The 17,727-nt window shown below is 42.9% G+C and carries 11 protein-coding genes, 5 tRNA genes and 3 rRNA genes; 2 read left to right on the top strand and 17 right to left on the bottom strand.

Annotation, left to right across the window (positions count from 1 at the left end; all coding sequences use genetic code 11):
• Positions 1-4: 4 nt before the first annotated feature.
• Positions 5-397: a PTS sorbitol transporter subunit IIA gene (locus C0213_02520; protein AUX11322.1), complete on the bottom strand. Its 393-nt coding sequence runs from the start codon at positions 395-397 to the stop codon at positions 5-7.
• Positions 398-542: 145 nt separating this feature from the next.
• Between C0213_02520 and C0213_02515 the strand changes: the two genes are divergently transcribed.
• On the top strand, positions 543-1,568 hold the full coding sequence (locus tag C0213_02515) for a 6-phosphogluconolactonase (GenBank protein ID AUX11321.1): 1,026 nt from the start codon (positions 543-545) through the stop codon (positions 1,566-1,568).
• A 31-nt stretch (positions 1,569-1,599) separates the two neighbouring features.
• Here C0213_02515 and C0213_02510 read toward each other — a convergent pair whose 3' ends face one another.
• A complete protein-coding gene (locus tag C0213_02510; GenBank protein ID AUX11320.1) occupies positions 1,600-3,060 on the bottom strand; it encodes an MFS transporter in 1,461 nt (486 codons plus the stop codon).
• A 94-nt stretch (positions 3,061-3,154) separates the two neighbouring features.
• On the bottom strand, positions 3,155-4,354 hold the full coding sequence (locus tag C0213_02505; GenBank protein AUX11319.1) for a methionine adenosyltransferase: 1,200 nt from the start codon (positions 4,352-4,354) through the stop codon (positions 3,155-3,157).
• 267 nt (positions 4,355-4,621) lie between these two features.
• Between C0213_02505 and C0213_02500 the strand changes: the two genes are divergently transcribed.
• Complete coding sequence (locus C0213_02500) at positions 4,622-5,245, top strand: hypothetical protein (GenBank protein ID AUX12795.1); 624 nt, start codon at positions 4,622-4,624, stop codon at positions 5,243-5,245.
• Positions 5,246-5,360: 115 nt separating this feature from the next.
• Here the strand turns inward: C0213_02500 and C0213_02495 are convergent.
• The 14 genes from C0213_02495 to C0213_02430 form a co-directional block, all read right to left on the bottom strand.
• Positions 5,361-5,434, bottom strand: a tRNA-Asp gene (locus C0213_02495).
• 12 nt (positions 5,435-5,446) lie between these two features.
• Positions 5,447-5,519 (bottom strand) — tRNA-Val (locus C0213_02490).
• Positions 5,520-5,524: 5 nt separating this feature from the next.
• Positions 5,525-5,596 (bottom strand) — tRNA-Glu (locus C0213_02485).
• 17 nt (positions 5,597-5,613) lie between these two features.
• Positions 5,614-5,703: transfer RNA gene (locus C0213_02480), tRNA-Ser, on the bottom strand.
• An 11-nt stretch (positions 5,704-5,714) separates the two neighbouring features.
• Positions 5,715-5,787, bottom strand: a tRNA-Asn gene (locus tag C0213_02475).
• A 5-nt stretch (positions 5,788-5,792) separates the two neighbouring features.
• A 5S ribosomal RNA gene (gene rrf, locus C0213_02470) occupies positions 5,793-5,909 on the bottom strand.
• Between the two features lie 89 nt (positions 5,910-5,998).
• Positions 5,999-8,919 (bottom strand): 23S ribosomal RNA (locus C0213_02465).
• Between the two features lie 217 nt (positions 8,920-9,136).
• Positions 9,137-10,714 (bottom strand): 16S ribosomal RNA (locus C0213_02460).
• Together the 16S, 23S and 5S rRNA genes with 5 tRNA genes alongside form the textbook arrangement of a ribosomal RNA operon.
• A gap of 366 nt (positions 10,715-11,080) precedes the next feature.
• A complete protein-coding gene (locus C0213_02455) occupies positions 11,081-11,515 on the bottom strand; it encodes a transcriptional repressor (GenBank protein ID AUX11318.1) in 435 nt (144 codons plus the stop codon).
• Between the two features lie 149 nt (positions 11,516-11,664).
• A complete protein-coding gene (locus C0213_02450) occupies positions 11,665-13,722 on the bottom strand; it encodes a glycerol phosphate lipoteichoic acid synthase (GenBank protein AUX11317.1) in 2,058 nt (685 codons plus the stop codon).
• Between the two features lie 220 nt (positions 13,723-13,942).
• Positions 13,943-14,176, bottom strand: a complete 234-nt coding sequence (locus C0213_02445) for a DUF1797 domain-containing protein (GenBank protein AUX11316.1) — start codon at positions 14,174-14,176, stop codon at positions 13,943-13,945.
• 71 nt (positions 14,177-14,247) lie between these two features.
• Complete coding sequence (locus tag C0213_02440; protein AUX11315.1) at positions 14,248-15,126, bottom strand: oxidoreductase; 879 nt, start codon at positions 15,124-15,126, stop codon at positions 14,248-14,250.
• A gap of 12 nt (positions 15,127-15,138) precedes the next feature.
• Positions 15,139-16,155, bottom strand: coding sequence for a hypothetical protein (locus tag C0213_02435; GenBank protein ID AUX11314.1), 1,017 nt, complete (start codon positions 16,153-16,155; stop codon positions 15,139-15,141).
• A 77-nt stretch (positions 16,156-16,232) separates the two neighbouring features.
• Positions 16,233-17,435: a glycosyltransferase family 4 protein gene (locus C0213_02430; protein AUX11313.1), complete on the bottom strand. Its 1,203-nt coding sequence runs from the start codon at positions 17,433-17,435 to the stop codon at positions 16,233-16,235.
• Between the last annotated feature and the right edge of the window lie 292 nt (positions 17,436-17,727).

The following is a 17,727-nucleotide window of genomic DNA, read 5'->3' as shown; positions in this document are numbered from 1 at the left end:
TTTCCTACATAGTTTCTTGATACTGGATTAGCGTCCCCACTTTAAAATCAGGTTTGCCTTGCAAACTAGCATCTTTAGGTGTCAAATAAAGGCCACTTTGCAGTTGATCTTCCTCTGGTGCTGAATCAAAGATCAACGCGACATGCCCAATATTATTAAGATTTTCATTAACCAGTGCCCCAACATAAGTGACTTGATATGGTCGGCCATCAATCACAACGATTGACTGAGTTGTCATCGTAAGTCGTTCAGATTGATTAGCCGTCGTAAAACGTTGAATGAGGGCGACGGCCTTAATCGCTGGTGTTGCTTGTTCGTTGAATAAAATAACCAGTGGTTCGGCGGCATCAATTGCTTGGGCCCCGATTGCCACGATCTCTGCTTGCATTATCATCACTGAATCTCCTCGTATTTAAGATACTCTCATTGTAGCATATTCTACTTAAACTTAACGTTTTCAAACGCCTTTTAGGCGATTAATTAAACCGTTTTCGCATGAATATGCTATACTCAAATAGTATTTGATGAAGGGAGTCTATTTTATGACTGAAGAAGTTTTAATTGGGGGTTATACCCGTCGAATTGGTAAGGGCATTTATCGTGGTACGCTCTCACCTGAAACCGCAACAATCACTGATATTAAACCTTATATCACTTTAGATAACGCCTCATATTTGGCTATTTCCAAACAACAAATTTTATATACTGTGGTTAAAGAAGGCGAACAAGGCGGCATTGCTGCTTACGATATTTCTGGCGCCACACCGGTTTATTTAAACGCGGTCTTAGCCGCTGGTGCCCCACCAGCATACGTGGCTGTCGATGAGGCGCGTCAATTGGTCTACGCTGCTAATTACCATAAAGGCGAAATTCTGGTTTATGCCATTCAAAATGATGGCCACCTCGTATTAGCCAACACGGTCCAACACACTGGTCATGGCCCTCGTCCAGAACAAGCAAGCGCCCACGTTCATTATACCGATCTCACACCAGATAATCGCTTAGCTGTCTGTGATTTAGGCACCGATGAACTAACAACCTATACAATCGCAGCCAATGGCGACTTAACTAAGACAGCAACTTACCATAGTGAACCTGGTTTTGGAACTCGGCATCTTGTTTTTCATCCCAACCACCAAGTGGCTTATCTTTTAGGTGAACTTTCAAGTGAAGTGACGGTTCTTAACTACGACGCAAGCACTGGTGAATTTACAGCCGTTGAAACTTATTCAATGTTGCCAGATGATTGGCATGAGGCTAATGGTGGTGCGGCGATCCGTATTTCACAAGACGGCCAATTCCTCTACGCCTCAAATCGTGGCTATAACTCAATTGTGGTCTACCGTATCAGTGACGACGGGCAACAACTTACAGCTATTCAACAAATGTCAACAGATGGCGAGTTTCCTCGTGACTTCAACCTCTCTGCTAATGATCAATTTCTCTTTGCCGTTAATCAAAATAGCGATAATGGCACACTTTATCATCGCGATGCCCAAACTGGTTTATTAACCCCTTGTCAAAAAGGTTTAGAGACCCCAGAAGGCGTTTGTGTCCTATTCCGATAAAAAAAAGATTGGCCAGTTGGCCAATCTTTTTTTATTGCTTTTGACGACGATCTGATAAATTAATCCACATTGCAACTAAGATTAAGACGATTGAAGCAAAGTAGATATAATGTAAGCCATTATACAGAATATGCCGTAAATCTGGTAATAAGTTTTGCGGTAATTTAGCAGCTGTTTCCGGATTAATTAATTCGTTAAGCATATTTTGATTCAACCGTGAATCGCCACTAATCCCCTTAGCCAATTGACGGTTTAAAATAATCCCGTAAACTGACACCATTAGCGTTTGACCCAATGTTCGGCTCAGTGTGTTAAATGAAGTTGCAACCCCCACTTTGTCCGAACCAGCAACGCTCTGTGACGTAACAGTAGTCGTTGTAATGATCATCCCAAAGCCAATCCCTAAACAAGCGGCGACCATTAAGAAGAACCAAAACGGCGTTGTTTGTGGCACGAGTGATAAAACAATACTGCCACCGAGTAAAATTGCTAAACTCCCCATTAAAATACGTTGTGGTGCATGTTTCACTAATAACTGGCCGGCCCACAACGAAGCGAAGATCCACATAATTGAACTTGGTGTCACCACAAAGCCCCCCATTGAAGCCTTCAAACCAAGAATACCTTGCATCCACATTGGCATGTAAACTTCAAAACCAATCAAGAAGCCACTCACTAAAGCAGCCACTGCATTTTGAACCACGAAGGTCCGGTTTTTAAATAATGATAATGAAATAATCGGATCTTGTGCTTTCTTTTCAACGCGGACAAATAAAATGAAAGCAACAACGGCAATCACAAGCGCTGGTACTAATAAGCCCCATGATAAGTGGGTCTCACCCATTAATTGGAAGCCATACAAGAGGCCTAAGAGGGCCATCATTAACCAGAAGCTCCCCCAATAATCAATTGGTTGATCACTTGTCCGTTTTTCTTCTTGTAAGAAATACCAAATTAAACCAATCGTAATTAAACCGATGGGAACATTGATGAAGAAAATCCAATGCCACGTTAATTTATCAACGATAAACCCACCTAAAAGTGGCGCAATAATTGAGGCAATCCCCCACGCAGAACCGTTAAAGCCTAGGACTTTGGCCCGTTTTTCAATTGGATAAATATCAGCAATGATGGTGAAAGAAACCGGCATAATTGCCCCAGCACCTAACCCTTGTATTGCCCGGGAAATGATTAAGGTCTCCATATGGTTGGATAACCCACACAATGATGAGCCAATCACGAATAGCACTAACCCAAAAATAAAAATTGGTTTGCGGCCAATCCGATCCGCCATCTTCCCATAAATCGGTGTCATCATCGCATTCGTTAATAAATAAATTGAGAACACCCAATTCATCAAACGCATCCCATGTAAGTTACTAATAATCGTTGGCATTGCCGTTGAGACGATTGTCCCTTCAATTGCCGTCATAAATGTCGCGACAAACAACGCAATTGTTACTAATAATACATTTGTTTTTCTCTTCTCCATTACACCATTCTCCTCTTAATTCTAAGCATAAAAAGAGACCTTTCTTAGCTTAAATAAGTTAAGGAAAGGCCGCCTCTTTTACTCGATTGACTTCTTAGTGATTTAGTTTAGCAATACTTGCTTTTAAAGCAGCAACTTTATCTAATCGTTCCCAAGAAAGGTCAACATCTGTACGCCCAAAGTGCCCATAAGCAGCTGTCTGCTTATAAATAGGTCTTTGTAGATCTAACATTTTAATAATCCCAGCAGGTCGTAAGTCAAAGTTCTCACGAATTGCAGTTTGAATGGCTTCTTCACTCACTGTGCCTGTTTCAAAAGTATTCACTGAAACAGATACCGGTTGGGCCACCCCAATTGCATAGGCTAGTTGTACTTCACATTTACGCGCTAAACCAGCAGCCACAATATTCTTAGCAATATAACGGGCTGCATAACTAGCAGAACGATCAACCTTAGTTGCGTCCTTACCAGAAAACGCACCGCCACCATGGCGGGCATAACCACCATAAGTATCCACAATAATCTTGCGACCAGTTAACCCGGAATCCCCTTGTGGCCCACCAATAACGAAGCGGCCAGTTGGGTTAATGAAGTATTTTGTCTTATCATCCAAATATTCAGCCGGAATGACCGTTTTAATAACTTGTTCCAACATGTCCTTTTGAATGGTCTCTAAAGTAACATCCTCATCGTGTTGTGTACTAATGACGACGGTATCAACACGTTTTGGTTGTTCGTTTTCATCATATTCAACAGTAACTTGTGCTTTTGCGTCTGGTCGTAAATAGGCTAACTGACCACTCTTACGTAGTTCAGCAACCTTACGCATTAAGCGATGTGATAAGGCAATTGGTAATGGCATTAATTCAGGTGTTTGATCGACAGCAAAGCCAAACATTAACCCCTGATCCCCTGCACCAATCTTATCAAGTGGATCTTCATCCTTCTCACGTGATTCAAGTGAATCATCGACCCCTTGTGCAATATCTGGTGATTGTTCATCAAGTGCTACAATCACCGCACAGTTGTCGCCATCAAAACCGTATTGGCCATCACGATAACCAATCTTCTTGATTGTTTCTCTGACAACCTTTTGGATATCAACGTAAGCCGTCGTTGAAATTTCACCCACGACCAATACTAATCCAGTTGTAACGGTTGTCTCACAAGCAACACGGGCTTGTGGGTCTTGTGCTAACATCGCATCTAAGATAGCATCACTAATTTGATCTGCAATCTTATCTGGATGGCCTTCAGAAACAGATTCCGAAGTAAATAAATGTCTTTCTTGCATTTCTATGTTTCCCCCTATATATGTGTCGGTTACAAGGCCTCTTCACGGTATGTGAATCCTATCGGGAACTTCTTATAACTCTACTACCTTAGCATAAATCACGACATATTTCAAAAGCCATTGACCTTCTTTTCAAAAAAAGTTAAGATGAAAGTCATATTATATGAAAAAGGTGTTGCTATGTTCTATCTTAGACAAAAAAAACTACCTGCTAATAATCCGCCTGCTCGGTTAATCTTATTTAACTACTTAAACCTAGGCTTAATTGTGGGATTAGCGATTCACCCTTTTCCCAAGCATCTCGATTTATACTTCATGCTAACTGCGCTTTTAGGCGCATTATTAACGATTCCCTTAGTCCTTTCGACAACTAGTAAGTTAAAGCGCTCATTAGCCGCTAGCGGCCTACTAATTACGCTGGTTATTAGCCTAACTATTGGTCGCCATTCGCTCGTTTGGGCCGGTACTTTATTAGCAATTACCAGTTTATTGGTCCTTGTTCCATTTATCTTTCCAAAACAGTTTAACAATCATTGGCTGCGATTAGTCTGTCAATTCTTATTGGCGCCCTATTTCTTCCTGGCAACATTGATTTTCAATGGGCTTCATTTTTTACCCGAAGCATTGCTGGTTAAGATTGGACTTTTTTTAGGGTTAATCTTCCTTTTTGAACTGATTCCAACTAATAAGATGCTCACCGTGGTTGGTGACTGTCTCTGGTTGATCATCGTTCTTTTAATCATCGCCACTAAAATAGTCGTTGGCTGGCAATTATTACCGTTTATGATTGCTCAATTACTATTACTAGCGACACAACTGGGCTTCATTAAAAATAATACTTATCTACACGAACTTTATTACCTCATTTTCATTACTGGTTTATTCCTATAAGTCCTTAAAAGCAGCCTAGACTGGCTGTTTTTTTTATAGCCTAATCTATCTTTTTAAACGCACAAAAAAAGCACCAATCGTTATAAACGACCAATGCTTTTAACCGTCTCTTCGACGGTCACAACGGGACTCGAACCCGTGATCTCCTGCGTGACAGGCAGGCGTCCTAACCAGCTAGACCATGCGACCTTAAAATAAAAATGGAGGTTACAGGGCTCGAACCTGTGACCCTCTGCTTGTAAGGCAGACGCTCTCCCAACTGAGCTAAACCTCCAAAAATGACCCGTACGGGATTTGAACCCATGATACCGCCGTGAAAGGGCGGTGTCTTAACCACTTGACCAACGGGCCATACTATCATTATATAACGGAGAGTGAGGGATTCGAACCCTCGAAACAGGTCATACCCATTTACATGATTTCCAATCATGCTCCTTCGGCCGCTCGGACAACTCTCCAAAATGATTTACTCCGGTTGTCAGGCTCGAACTGACGACATCATGATTAACAGTCATGCGCTCTACCAACTGAGCTAAACCGGAATCAAGCGTGGCAACGTCCTATCCTCGCAGGTAGTTTCCCACCAACTACTATCGGCGCTAAGAAGCTTAACTACTGTGTTCGACATGGGAACAGGTGTATCCTTCTTGCTATCGCCACCACACTATTTTGTGCTTGCGCACTGAGAAGAACTTCGTTCTCTCAAAACTGCATAATAAGTAATATTTCATTTCAAAAGCCAAACATTGCACCTTTGGTTAAGTCCTCGACCGATTAGTACTAGTCCGCTCCATACATCGCTGTACTTCCACTTCTAGCCTATCTACCTGATCATCTTTCAGGGGTCTTACTTCCATAAAGGAATGGGAAATCTCATCTCGAGGGGGGCTTCACACTTAGATGCTTTCAGCGTTTATCCCTGCCATACATAGCTACCCAGCGATGCGCCTGGCGGCACAACTGGTACACCAGAGGTATGTCCATCCCGGTCCTCTCGTACTAAGGACAGCTCCTCTCAAATTTCCTGCGCCCGCGACGGATAGGGACCGAACTGTCTCACGACGTTCTGAACCCAGCTCGCGTACCGCTTTAATGGGCGAACAGCCCAACCCTTGGGACCGACTACAGCCCCAGGATGCGATGAGCCGACATCGAGGTGCCAAACCTCCCCGTCGATGTGGACTCTTGGGGGAGATAAGCCTGTTATCCCCAGGGTAGCTTTTATCCGTTGAGCGATGGCCCTTCCATACGGAACCACCGGATCACTAAGTCCGACTTTCGTCCCTGCTCGATTTGTCAATCTCACAGTCAAGCTCTCTTATACCTTTACACTCTACGAATGATTTCCAACCATTCTGAGAGAACCTTTGAGCGCCTCCGTTACACTTTAGGAGGCGACCGCCCCAGTCAAACTGCCCACCTGACACTGTCTCCCGCCACGCTAAGTGGCGCGGGTTAGAGTGGTCATACAGTTAGGGTAGTATCCCACCAACGCCTCAATCGAAACTAGCGTTCCGATTTCTACGGCTCCTACCTATCCTGTACAAACTGTACAAACACTCAATATCAAGCTACAGTAAAGCTCCATGGGGTCTTTCCGTCCTGTCGCGGGTAACCCGCATCTTCACGGGTATTATAATTTCACCGAGTCTCTCGTTGAGACAGTGCCCAAATCATTACGCCTTTCGTGCGGGTCGGAACTTACCCGACAAGGAATTTCGCTACCTTAGGACCGTTATAGTTACGGCCGCCGTTTACTGGGGCTTCAATTCTGGGCTTCGCTTGCGCTAACTCATCCTCTTAACCTTCCAGCACCGGGCAGGCGTCAGCCCCTATACGTCATCTTACGATTTTGCAGAGACCTGTGTTTTTGATAAACAGTTGTTTGGGCCTATTCACTGCGGCTGACCTGACGGTCAGCACCCCTTCTCCCGAAGTTACGGGGTCATTTTGCCGAGTTCCTTAACGAGAGTTCACTCGCTCACCTTAGGATATTCTCCTCGACCACCTGTGTCGGTTTACGGTACGGGTAGTTTATTTCTCACTAGAAGCTTTTCTTGGCAGTGTAACATCAGGAACTTCGCTACTTAATTTCGCTCCCCATCACAACTTGTCCTTAAAGAATCAAGCATTTCACTCAACTCAAGACTTATTGCTTGGACACACATTTCCAGTCGTGTGCATTCCTTAGCTTCCTGCGTCCCTCCATCATTCAAACAAAATAAACTAGTACAGGAATATCAACCTGTTATCCATCGACTACGCCTCTCGGCCTCGCCTTAGGTCCCGACTAACCCTGGGAGGACGAGCCTTCCCCAGGAAACCTTAGTCATACGGTGGATCAGATTCTCACTGATCTTTCGCTACTCATGCCGGCATTCTCACTTCTAAGCGCTCCACTAGTCCTTACGATCTAGCTTCGTCGCCCTTAGAACGCTCTCCTACCGCGGACACTTACGTGTCCACCCACAGTTTCGGTATTATGTTTAGCCCCGGTACATTTTCGGCGCAGCGGCACTCGACTAGTGAGCTATTACGCACTCTTTAAATGGTGGCTGCTTCTGAGCCAACATCCTAGTTGTCTGTGCACCGCCACATCCTTTTCCACTTAACATAAATTTTGGGACCTTAACTGGTGATCTGGGCTGTTTCCCTTTCGACTACGGATCTTATCACTCGCAGTCTGACTCCCGGAACTAAATCAATGGTATTCGGAGTTTATCTGAATTCAGTAACCCATGACGGGCCCCTAGTCCAAACAGTGCTCTACCTCCATGATCCAATATTCCGAGGCTAGCCCTAAAGCTATTTCGGAGAGAACCAGCTATCTCCAAGTTCGATTGGAATTTCACCGCTACCCACACCTCATCCCCGCCATTTTCAACTGACGTGGGTTCGGTCCTCCAGTGTGTTTTACCACACCTTCAACCTGGACATGGGTAGGTCACTTGGTTTCGGGTCTACATCTATATACTCACTCGCCCATTTCAGACTCGCTTTCGCTACGGCTCCAGCTTTTCACTTTAACCTCGCATATAAACGTAACTCGCCGGTTCATTCTACAAAAGGCACGCCATCACTCATTAACGAGCTTTGACTAATTGTAGGCACATGGTTTCAGGATCTATTTCACTCCCCTTCCGGGGTGCTTTTCACCTTTCCCTCACGGTACTGGTTCACTATCGGTCACTAGGGAGTATTTAGCCTTGGGAGATGGTCCTCCCGGATTCCGACGGAATTTCACGTGTTCCGCCGTACTCAGGATCCAGAACGGAGGTTAAGTTGTTTAATCTACGTGGTTATCACACTCTTTGACTCAGCTTCCCAGCTGATTCGATTACAACTTAACTTGGTAACTCCAAAGTTCTGTCCTACAACCCCAAGAAGCAAGCTTCTTGGTTTGGGCTCTTCCCCGTTCGCTCGCCGCTACTTAGGGAATCGATTTTTCTTTCTCTTCCTGAAGGTACTTAGATGTTTCAGTTCCCCTCGTCTACCTTCATTAAGCTATGTATTCACTTAATGATAATACTCGATTAAAAGTATTGGGTTCCCCCATTCGGAAATCTCCGGATCAAAGCTTACTTACAGCTCCCCGAAGCATATCGGTGTTAGTACCGTCCTTCATCGGCTCCTAGTGCCAAGGCATCCACCATGCGCCCTTTATAACTTAACCTATCTTTACCTACGGTAAAGGGTTATTATTTGAGTTTAGCGATATGAACTAATTCATATTTCTATTATTAAAAAACTCTTTAAAACGCAATGTTTTTCTCGGCTTTTAAAACTAATATATTACTTATTATCCAGTTTTCAAAGAACAAAGTTTGAGAGTAGACCTCTCAAAACTAAACAAAGTTTTGATTTCGCAAATGTACAAGGTTTTCCGTATTATTCCTTAGAAAGGAGGTGATCCAGCCGCAGGTTCTCCTACGGCTACCTTGTTACGACTTCACCCTAATCATCTGTCCCACCTTAGACGGCTGGCTCCCCGAAGGGTTACCTCACCGGCTTTGGGTGTTACAAACTCTCATGGTGTGACGGGCGGTGTGTACAAGGCCCGGGAACGTATTCACCGCGGCATGCTGATCCGCGATTACTAGCGATTCCGGCTTCATGTAGGCGAGTTGCAGCCTACAATCCGAACTGAGAATGGTTTTAAGAGATTAGCTAAACCTCGCGGTCTCGCAACTCGTTGTACCATCCATTGTAGCACGTGTGTAGCCCAGGTCATAAGGGGCATGATGATTTGACGTCGTCCCCACCTTCCTCCGGTTTGTCACCGGCAGTCTCACTAGAGTGCCCAACTTAATGCTGGCAACTAGTAATAAGGGTTGCGCTCGTTGCGGGACTTAACCCAACATCTCACGACACGAGCTGACGACAACCATGCACCACCTGTCACTTTGTCCCCGAAGGGAAAGCTCTATCTCTAGAGTGGTCAAAGGATGTCAAGACCTGGTAAGGTTCTTCGCGTTGCTTCGAATTAAACCACATGCTCCACCGCTTGTGCGGGCCCCCGTCAATTCCTTTGAGTTTCAACCTTGCGGTCGTACTCCCCAGGCGGAGTGCTTAATGCGTTAGCTGCGGCACTGAAGGGCGGAAACCCTCCAACACCTAGCACTCATCGTTTACGGCATGGACTACCAGGGTATCTAATCCTGTTTGCTACCCATGCTTTCGAGCCTCAGCGTCAGTTACAGACCAGACAGCCGCCTTCGCCACTGGTGTTCTTCCATATATCTACGCATTTCACCGCTACACATGGAGTTCCACTGTCCTCTTCTGCACTCAAGTTTCCCAGTTTCCGATGCACTTCTTCGGTTGAGCCGAAGGCTTTCACATCAGACTTAAGAAACCGCCTGCGCTCGCTTTACGCCCAATAAATCCGGACAACGCTTGCCACCTACGTATTACCGCGGCTGCTGGCACGTAGTTAGCCGTGGCTTTCTGGTTGGATACCGTCACTACCTGATCAGTTACTATCAGATACATTCTTCTCCAACAACAGAGTTTTACGATCCGAAAACCTTCTTCACTCACGCGGCGTTGCTCCATCAGACTTTCGTCCATTGTGGAAGATTCCCTACTGCTGCCTCCCGTAGGAGTCTGGGCCGTGTCTCAGTCCCAGTGTGGCCGATTACCCTCTCAGGTCGGCTATGCATCACGGTCTTGGTGAGCCTTTACCTCACCAACTAACTAATGCACCGCGGGTCCATCCTAAAGTGATAGCCGAAACCATCTTTCAACCCTGCACCATGCGGTGCTAGGTTTTATGCGGTATTAGCATCTGTTTCCAAATGTTATCCCCCACTTTAGGGCAGGTTACCCACGTGTTACTCACCCGTCCGCCACTCACTCAAATGTTTATCAATCAGGAGCAAGCTCCTTCAATCTAAACGAGAGTGCGTTCGACTTGCATGTATTAGGCACGCCGCCAGCGTTCGTCCTGAGCCAGGATCAAACTCTCGATTAAAAGTTTGTAGCTCTTGTTTTGTTACTTAATTTATTTGCTAGCGAAATTGACTTCGCAAATATGTTGTGCCCTAAAAGGGCGACCCTACACATTTGGTTTATCAAAACTTTGTTCAGTTTTCAAAGATCTACTGTGTTGAAACAGCTTAATTAATATATCATCTTTCACAGTGAACTGTCAAGCACTTTTTATAAATATTTTTTGAATAAATATTCAAAGTTCTTAACATAAATCACTTGTTATCAGATGAATATCTTTTATCTCGCTGACAACATAGACTACTATACCAACATCTATAGCCATCGTCAAGTAAAAAATGCAACTTTTTTGTTTTTTTCTAAATATTCACTAAATTCACCTAATTAGCGATTGACCAACTGACATTCTGGGCAGATACCATGAACTTCCATCCGGTGGCCCGTCACCATAAAACCAGTTAAGTTCTGGGCAACTATTTCAACATCTTCTAGTCCTGGGTAAAAAATGTCAACTACTTTCCCACAACGATCACAGATGGCATGGTAATGTTTAGTCTGCGCAAAATCAAAATGACTCGAGGCATCCCCATAGGTCATTTCTTCTATGACACCTAGCTCTGTAAATAACCGCAAGTTATTATAAATTGTTGCAACACTCATATTCGGAAACCGGCCTGCTAACGCTTGATAAACATCATCAGCAGTTGGGTGCATATGCGTACCAATCATAAATTCCAAAACGGCCTGTCTTTGCGGTGTAATTCGTACATTGTTCGCTTTCAACTTTCGCAGCGTCTGTTCCACAATTGTTTGACTCATATCAGATAAACTCCTTTCTTAATTGATAATCATTATCATGTGTATTGATTGATGTAATCGTACCTTTTTTTAACGACGCTGACAAGTAAAATGATTGAAAAAAGACAGCAAAAAAGCCAGAGTGATTAACCACTCTGGCTTTACTACCTTTATTTCAATTCAGGTGCATCTGTTTGATAGAGATTCATCGTCGATTTACCATTGTTCTTTTGAATAACACTCGTTTTAGTCTTATCAGCTTTTAGTTGTGCCTTAGCATCACTAACCTTGTAACTCAACTTCGTTTTATCAGTTGCTTCAAAGCCTGTTGGCGTATAGAAACGAAGTAAATCACCGGTAATGACTTTATCCGACAATGAGAGTTCCTTTGTCACGTGTTCACTAAGCGCTAGGACACGGAGTTTTTGCGCTTTGGTCATCTTAGTCAATTCCTTACCTGTCTTGGTATCGTAGTAAGTACTACCGACCTTCGTGTAATCTGGTGCCACGTAATCCCCATTTCTAAAGACGACGGTTTGATTACGGTTAGCCGCTAGAAGATCGGACCCGAATTGAATGGTATCGTTATTCTTAACCCCTAGCAGATTCAATAAGGTTGGTAAGACATCGATTTCACCACCATACGTATGGTTAACGCCGCCTTTTAAGCCAGGCATATGCACCATGAATGGTACCCGTTGGAACTGAGCGTTATCGAAGTCATTGAATTCATCCTTTTTCAATAACTTGGCAACGGCCTTCTTATGATTACCAGAAATCCCGTAATGATCCCCGTATAAGACCAACATACTATTCTTATCCAAACCTGTCTTTTGCAACCAAGTCATAAATTCGCCTAGTGCTTGGTCTAAATACTTAGCCGTTTGAACGTAACCATCAACGGTATCATCACCAGTATCGGTTTTAGCAATCGATTGGTTCTTCTTATCCAATAAGTATGGATAATGGTTCGTAACTGTGATTAATTTTGCATAGAACGGTTGTGGTAATTGTTCAATGTAGCGGGCTGAATCTTGCATGAAAATCTTATCCTTCAAGCCGTAACCAACATTATAGTCCTTACCTTCTTTGAAGTACTGTGAACTAAAGAAGTAATCATAGCCCCATGACTTGTAGGTATTATCCCGGTTCCAAAAACTTGGGACATCCCCATGGAATGAAGCTGTTGTGTAGCCTTGTTGGTTTAAGATGGCTGGTGCTGCTTGGAACGTATTGGTTGTCCCCTGTGTGACCATGGCGGCCCCTTCAGGTAACCCGAATAACGAGTTTTCAAGCATCAATTCAGCATCAGCGGTCTTCCCTTGACCAACTTGATTAAAGAAATTATCAAAGCTTAACGTATTTTGATCATGATAGAGCTTATTGATGTTTGGCGTAACTTCTTGATTATCCCACTTGTAGTCAATCAAGAACTGTTGGAAACTTTCCAAGTGAATCACAAAGACGTTTTTATCTTTAGCAACCCCTGTATATTCAACATTAGGTGCAACTCGATTATCTTTCATATACTTCAAAACACTGCTCATACTACTGCTATCAGCATTAGCCTTAATGGCGTTATTCTTAGTCGTCTTAACCCCATCATAAACCGTGTAAGCATTCATCCCTAGATATTTGACAATATAGTTATTATCAAAAGTCCGGGTTAATAACCCTGAACGATCCGCTTCAGCAATCCCTAGGTTAGCGCCGAATAAGACAACTGATAACCCAGTAATCGCAAAAGCATTCCGTTTCATGAAAACACGCCGATCAATCTTAATTATTTTAGTTGCCAATAAGATTAATAATAACAGCACATCTGCAAAAACTAAGAAATCGGAATATTCAATAATGCCGGCAATACTCTTCCCCAGGTTATTAGAAACCGCGCCTGAACCTTTCATTAAGTTAAAGGTTAAAAAATCAGAAAATTCTCGGTAATAGAGAATATTCGAGAACAACCAAATAGACGTTAATAAATCAATAATCATTAATGTCACGTACGACTTACGGCCATTCATAAATAGGGCAATCCCAAATAACAATAAGGTTGTTGGAATCGGGTTAATTGTCATCAAGAAGGCTTGCATACCGCCTTTGACGCCTAAGTTAAATTTTGTTTGGTACGCATAAATCGTTTTAAGCCAGAATAAAGCCACCGCAAATAGGAAAAAGCCCCAGCGCGTACTTAATCCGGCCTGAATTTTATGACCAATCTGTTTCATCGATACAATAGCCTCCGTTAAAGGTCATTTAGCTTCGTTAAAAGCTATTGACAATCTGACAGTTAGTTTACACATGTCAGTATTAAAAATCAATACGAAACCGAGTGCAGTTTCAAATATTAACCCATTTTTAAGAATCTCAAGAGCCGTTAGATAAAGCGCTAACCACTCCAAGTAGCAAAAAAACCACCAAGTAATTTGATACTCAATGGTTAATTAACTAGTCTGCTAATAAATCGTATAGTTCCATTGCGACTAAATCAATATTGTCAAATTGGAATTGTTGATGTGTGCTACTGTCTTCAAGTTCAAAGGCTTGTGCTTGTGGATCATAGCTAACAGTCGCTTTTAAATCGCCTTCCTTTTCAAAACGTCTTTCTTGAACCTCAGCGCTTTGATCTTCTTGCATTGCTACCAGACGTTTGATAATCGCAACTAACTGTGATGATTGCATGGCGAATCCTCCTTTAATAACTATCTACCAGTTTATCAGAAAAAGGCCTCGACTGCACCGTTTATATGCAATTATTTTATAGAATCTGTCCATAATTTAATCAAGGCTTGTGTCCCATCATTGCCAAGGCCCGCTTCATTCACTAATCTCGCGTATAATTTCTTAGCTTGACGTGTGGCTGGTAAATTGAGACCCATTTTCTCAGATTCCTCTAAGGCAATCTTCAAATCCTTCAAGAAATGTTTTGCAAAAAAGCCAGGTGTATAATCGCCCGCTAGAATCCGAGGACCATAATTTGCGAGGCTCCAATTTTGAGCGCTCCCACCATTGACCGTTTTTAAGACGGCTGGTAAATCTAAGCCGGCTGCTTGAGCATAAACCAACATTTCTGTCATCCCAGTCATTGTACCAGCAATCATAATTTGATTGGCCATCTTGGTATGTTGGCCCTTACCGGCTTCGCCAAACCGTTGCACAGTTTGTCCAACCGCTTCAAAAACGGACTCAACTTGTTCATAAGCGGCTTGATCACCACCGACCATCACCGTTAAAGTACCGTTTTGAGCACCAATATCCCCACCTGAAACGGGAGCATCTAATGCTTGCAAGCCTAATTCACTAGCTGTGGCCGCAATTTTTTGGGCCAAAGTTGGGGTACTGGTTGTCATATCGACAACAATTTTATCCGGTGTGACCGCGCTAAAAATACCGTCATCCCCGTAATAAATGGCTTCCACATCTTGTGGATAACCAACCATTGATAAGACAACATCACTTTGGGTCGTAACAGCTGCTGGTGTGTCCGCCCATTTTGCACCTAAGCTGACCACTTCATCCGCCTTTTGTTTCGTTCGATTGTAAACGACGACTGCGTAATTTGCTTTCAATAGATTTTTAACCATACTGCTCCCCATTACACCGATACCGATAAAGCCGATTGTTGGTTGCATGTTAATAACCTCCTATTTTTTAGCACTTAACTTAGGTTTGACCGCCAAAGCGCCAATCCCCATAAACATTCCTAGATAATAAGTAAAAAGTCGCCATAACAACATGGCTAACACTAGTTTACTCGAACTGAGCGTAAAGGTGGCAAATAAAGTCTTGAAACTATATTCTGCACCCCCAGAACCACCTGGTACAGGGAACAGCGACACAATCATGACAATCATCACGTGTAAGACCATCACTTCTAAGTAGTTTACGTTCGGACTGCCCAACGCTAATAACACGAAATACGGCACACTATAGTAGAAAAAGAGTTGGCATAAAGTTAGTAAACAGCCTTTGACAAGTTTCTTCTTTTCTTTTTTAAGGTGCAGACTCTCAGCATAAAACGTATCAATTTTAGTTAATAGTACGCTACGCCATTCAATCATCCGTTTTTTAGAAATAAACCAGCTGACCGGAATTAACAACCAATGCACCAATTGCTTAGTAAATTTATTGTAATACATCACCAACAACAAGACGACTAAAACCACGACGTGAACGATTAAACCGAAATTAATTAAAATCGCCAGCGTCCCAAAATGCTTAGAAACCTGTGAAAAGCCAATAATCATACTCAGTAAAAAGTTGACCAAAACCATAAACTGATAAACGATAAATTTCATTAATAAGACAGAACTCGCCTGACCAGCTTCTACTCGTGATTGCATCAACGCGACCAACTGAGCAGGTTGCCCTCCCGAAGAAAATGGCGTAATCGCATTAAAAAGCTGCGCAATCAATGGAATCCGCAAGGCATTAAATAATGAAAAATCCGTCGTCCGGCCCTTTAAAAAGACCCGCAATACTAATGCTTCAAAGAACCAAGAAATTAACATACATGAAAGTGCGACAAGTAACCAGCCGACTTTTAACCGCCTAATATCTGCCACCAATTGATTTAATTGTAATGTGCGACTCTCGTAAGCAAATATGCCACAGCCAATCGCTAACATGACTGCAAACACAATTTTATTTGTCCGACTCATAACCGACCCTTTTTCTAATGATAATTGACCAATAAAAAACTGCTGATTACAATCAACAGTTTCTTCAATTATGCCATTTATTTTTTAGTATCCATATCTTCTAATTCTAATAAATCATCTTGATCTAGTTTCAGTTCATCGTATAGCACTTGTGATTGCTTGTAAAATTGGATCATCTGTTCAGCAAAGTAGTCTGCCGATATTGCATGCAACTTATTTTGCCGGGGTGCCGGATCATCAAAGGCCCCCGGATGATTCAAGTAATTCAAGATTTGGTGCAGCATTTCATCTTCAGTTGTAAAAGTCGTGCCAATCGACGGATCCGTCAATAATTCACTGGCGTAAGGGCTAGCCATCACGACAATTTTGACTTCAGCCGCCATGGCTTCAATATACGTCAGCCCTTGTGATTCAGAATCACTCGCTGAAACGAATAAATCCGCCATGTGATAATAATTAGAAACCTCATCGTTATCAATCATGCCGGTAAAAATAACGTGTTCGCTCATCCCTAATTTAGCCACTTGCGCTTCCAAATCCTCACGCGCTGGCCCTTCGCCCACAATCACCAACATTAAATCTGGCTTTTGTGCGACCAAACGTGGCAGTGCATCGATAATAATATCGATCCGTTTTTCGTAAGCCACTCGACTTAACGATAGTAAGACGGGTTGTTCCTTTGTTAAGCCTAAGGACTTCCGCACATCTAACGTTACTTGTTTTTCGTACCGACTAATGTCAACCCCGGTTGGAATAATCCGAATCGGCGCTTTGACTTGGTACCGATTCAACGTTTGAGAAACCCGTTCAGACGGTGCGACAATCCCCGACATGTGGTATAAAAAGGCCTTACTCATCTGTTTAACATGATAAGGACGCAAAAGCTTCCCGTTTAAGACGTAATGTAAATAATCTTCGTACATCGTGTGATACGTGTGCAGACAGGGAATTTTCAAATTCTTAGCGACAAACTTGCCGATATACCCCATCGAAAATTCAGTTTGGGTATGCACGATGTCTAAATCTAATTCTTTAGCAACCTGATAGGCATGAAAAAGGCCCCGAACAGCAATCCGGCGATCCGTAAATGACACAAACGGTACACTGGCAAAGCGGAAAATGTTCGGTTCAATCGTTTCTTTATCAACATGGGGATCAGTTGTTGTAAATATGTAAACAGAGTGCCCCTTCTTCTCGAGCCCCTCTTTTAAAGTTTTAATGGAGGTTGCCACACCGCTAACTTGTGGAAAGTAGGTGTCCGTAAATATCCCAATATTCAATTGGTTTCCTCCTCCTTATCTTTGGACATTTGATACTATTATAGTAATTAATTAAATCATATGCAATCAATGTTCTTAATTGTAATCTATTCATACTAGCATAAAAACCGACTTAAGACCTAAAAAAGACTGAATTATCTAAAAAAGACATCCTAAACAACCGCCCGGTCATCGCGGTGTCTTTTAGTATAACCAGTAGCTTACCATTAAGATTAACACGCCCCAGATGGGTAATGCGAGTAATAAGCCATTGCGCACACCAGTGAAAAATTGCATCCTAACCACCTCATTT

The sequence above is a fragment of the Latilactobacillus sakei genome (genome assembly GCA_002953655.1).
Classification (GTDB): Bacteria; Bacillota; Bacilli; order Lactobacillales; family Lactobacillaceae; genus Latilactobacillus; species Latilactobacillus sakei_A.
The sequence above is the reverse complement of the archived record's forward strand: the minus strand, read 5'-3'. Positions and strand labels throughout refer to the sequence as shown.

Excerpts from the sequence above, each read along its gene's own strand:
- C0213_02515 (AUX11321.1), top strand. The coding sequence starts at position 543 with ATGACTGAAGAAGTTTTAATTGGGGGTTATACCCGTCGAATTGGTAAG.
- C0213_02510 (AUX11320.1), bottom strand. The coding sequence starts at position 3,060 with ATGGAGAAGAGAAAAACAAATGTATTATTAGTAACAATTGCGTTGTTT.
- C0213_02505 (AUX11319.1), bottom strand. The coding sequence starts at position 4,354 with ATGCAAGAAAGACATTTATTTACTTCGGAATCTGTTTCTGAAGGCCAT.
- C0213_02455 (AUX11318.1), bottom strand. The coding sequence starts at position 11,515 with ATGAGTCAAACAATTGTGGAACAGACGCTGCGAAAGTTGAAAGCGAAC.
- C0213_02450 (AUX11317.1), bottom strand. The coding sequence starts at position 13,722 with ATGAAACAGATTGGTCATAAAATTCAGGCCGGATTAAGTACGCGCTGG.
- C0213_02445 (AUX11316.1), bottom strand. The coding sequence starts at position 14,176 with ATGCAATCATCACAGTTAGTTGCGATTATCAAACGTCTGGTAGCAATG.
- C0213_02440 (AUX11315.1), bottom strand. The coding sequence starts at position 15,126 with ATGCAACCAACAATCGGCTTTATCGGTATCGGTGTAATGGGGAGCAGT.
- C0213_02435 (AUX11314.1), bottom strand. The coding sequence starts at position 16,155 with ATGAGTCGGACAAATAAAATTGTGTTTGCAGTCATGTTAGCGATTGGC.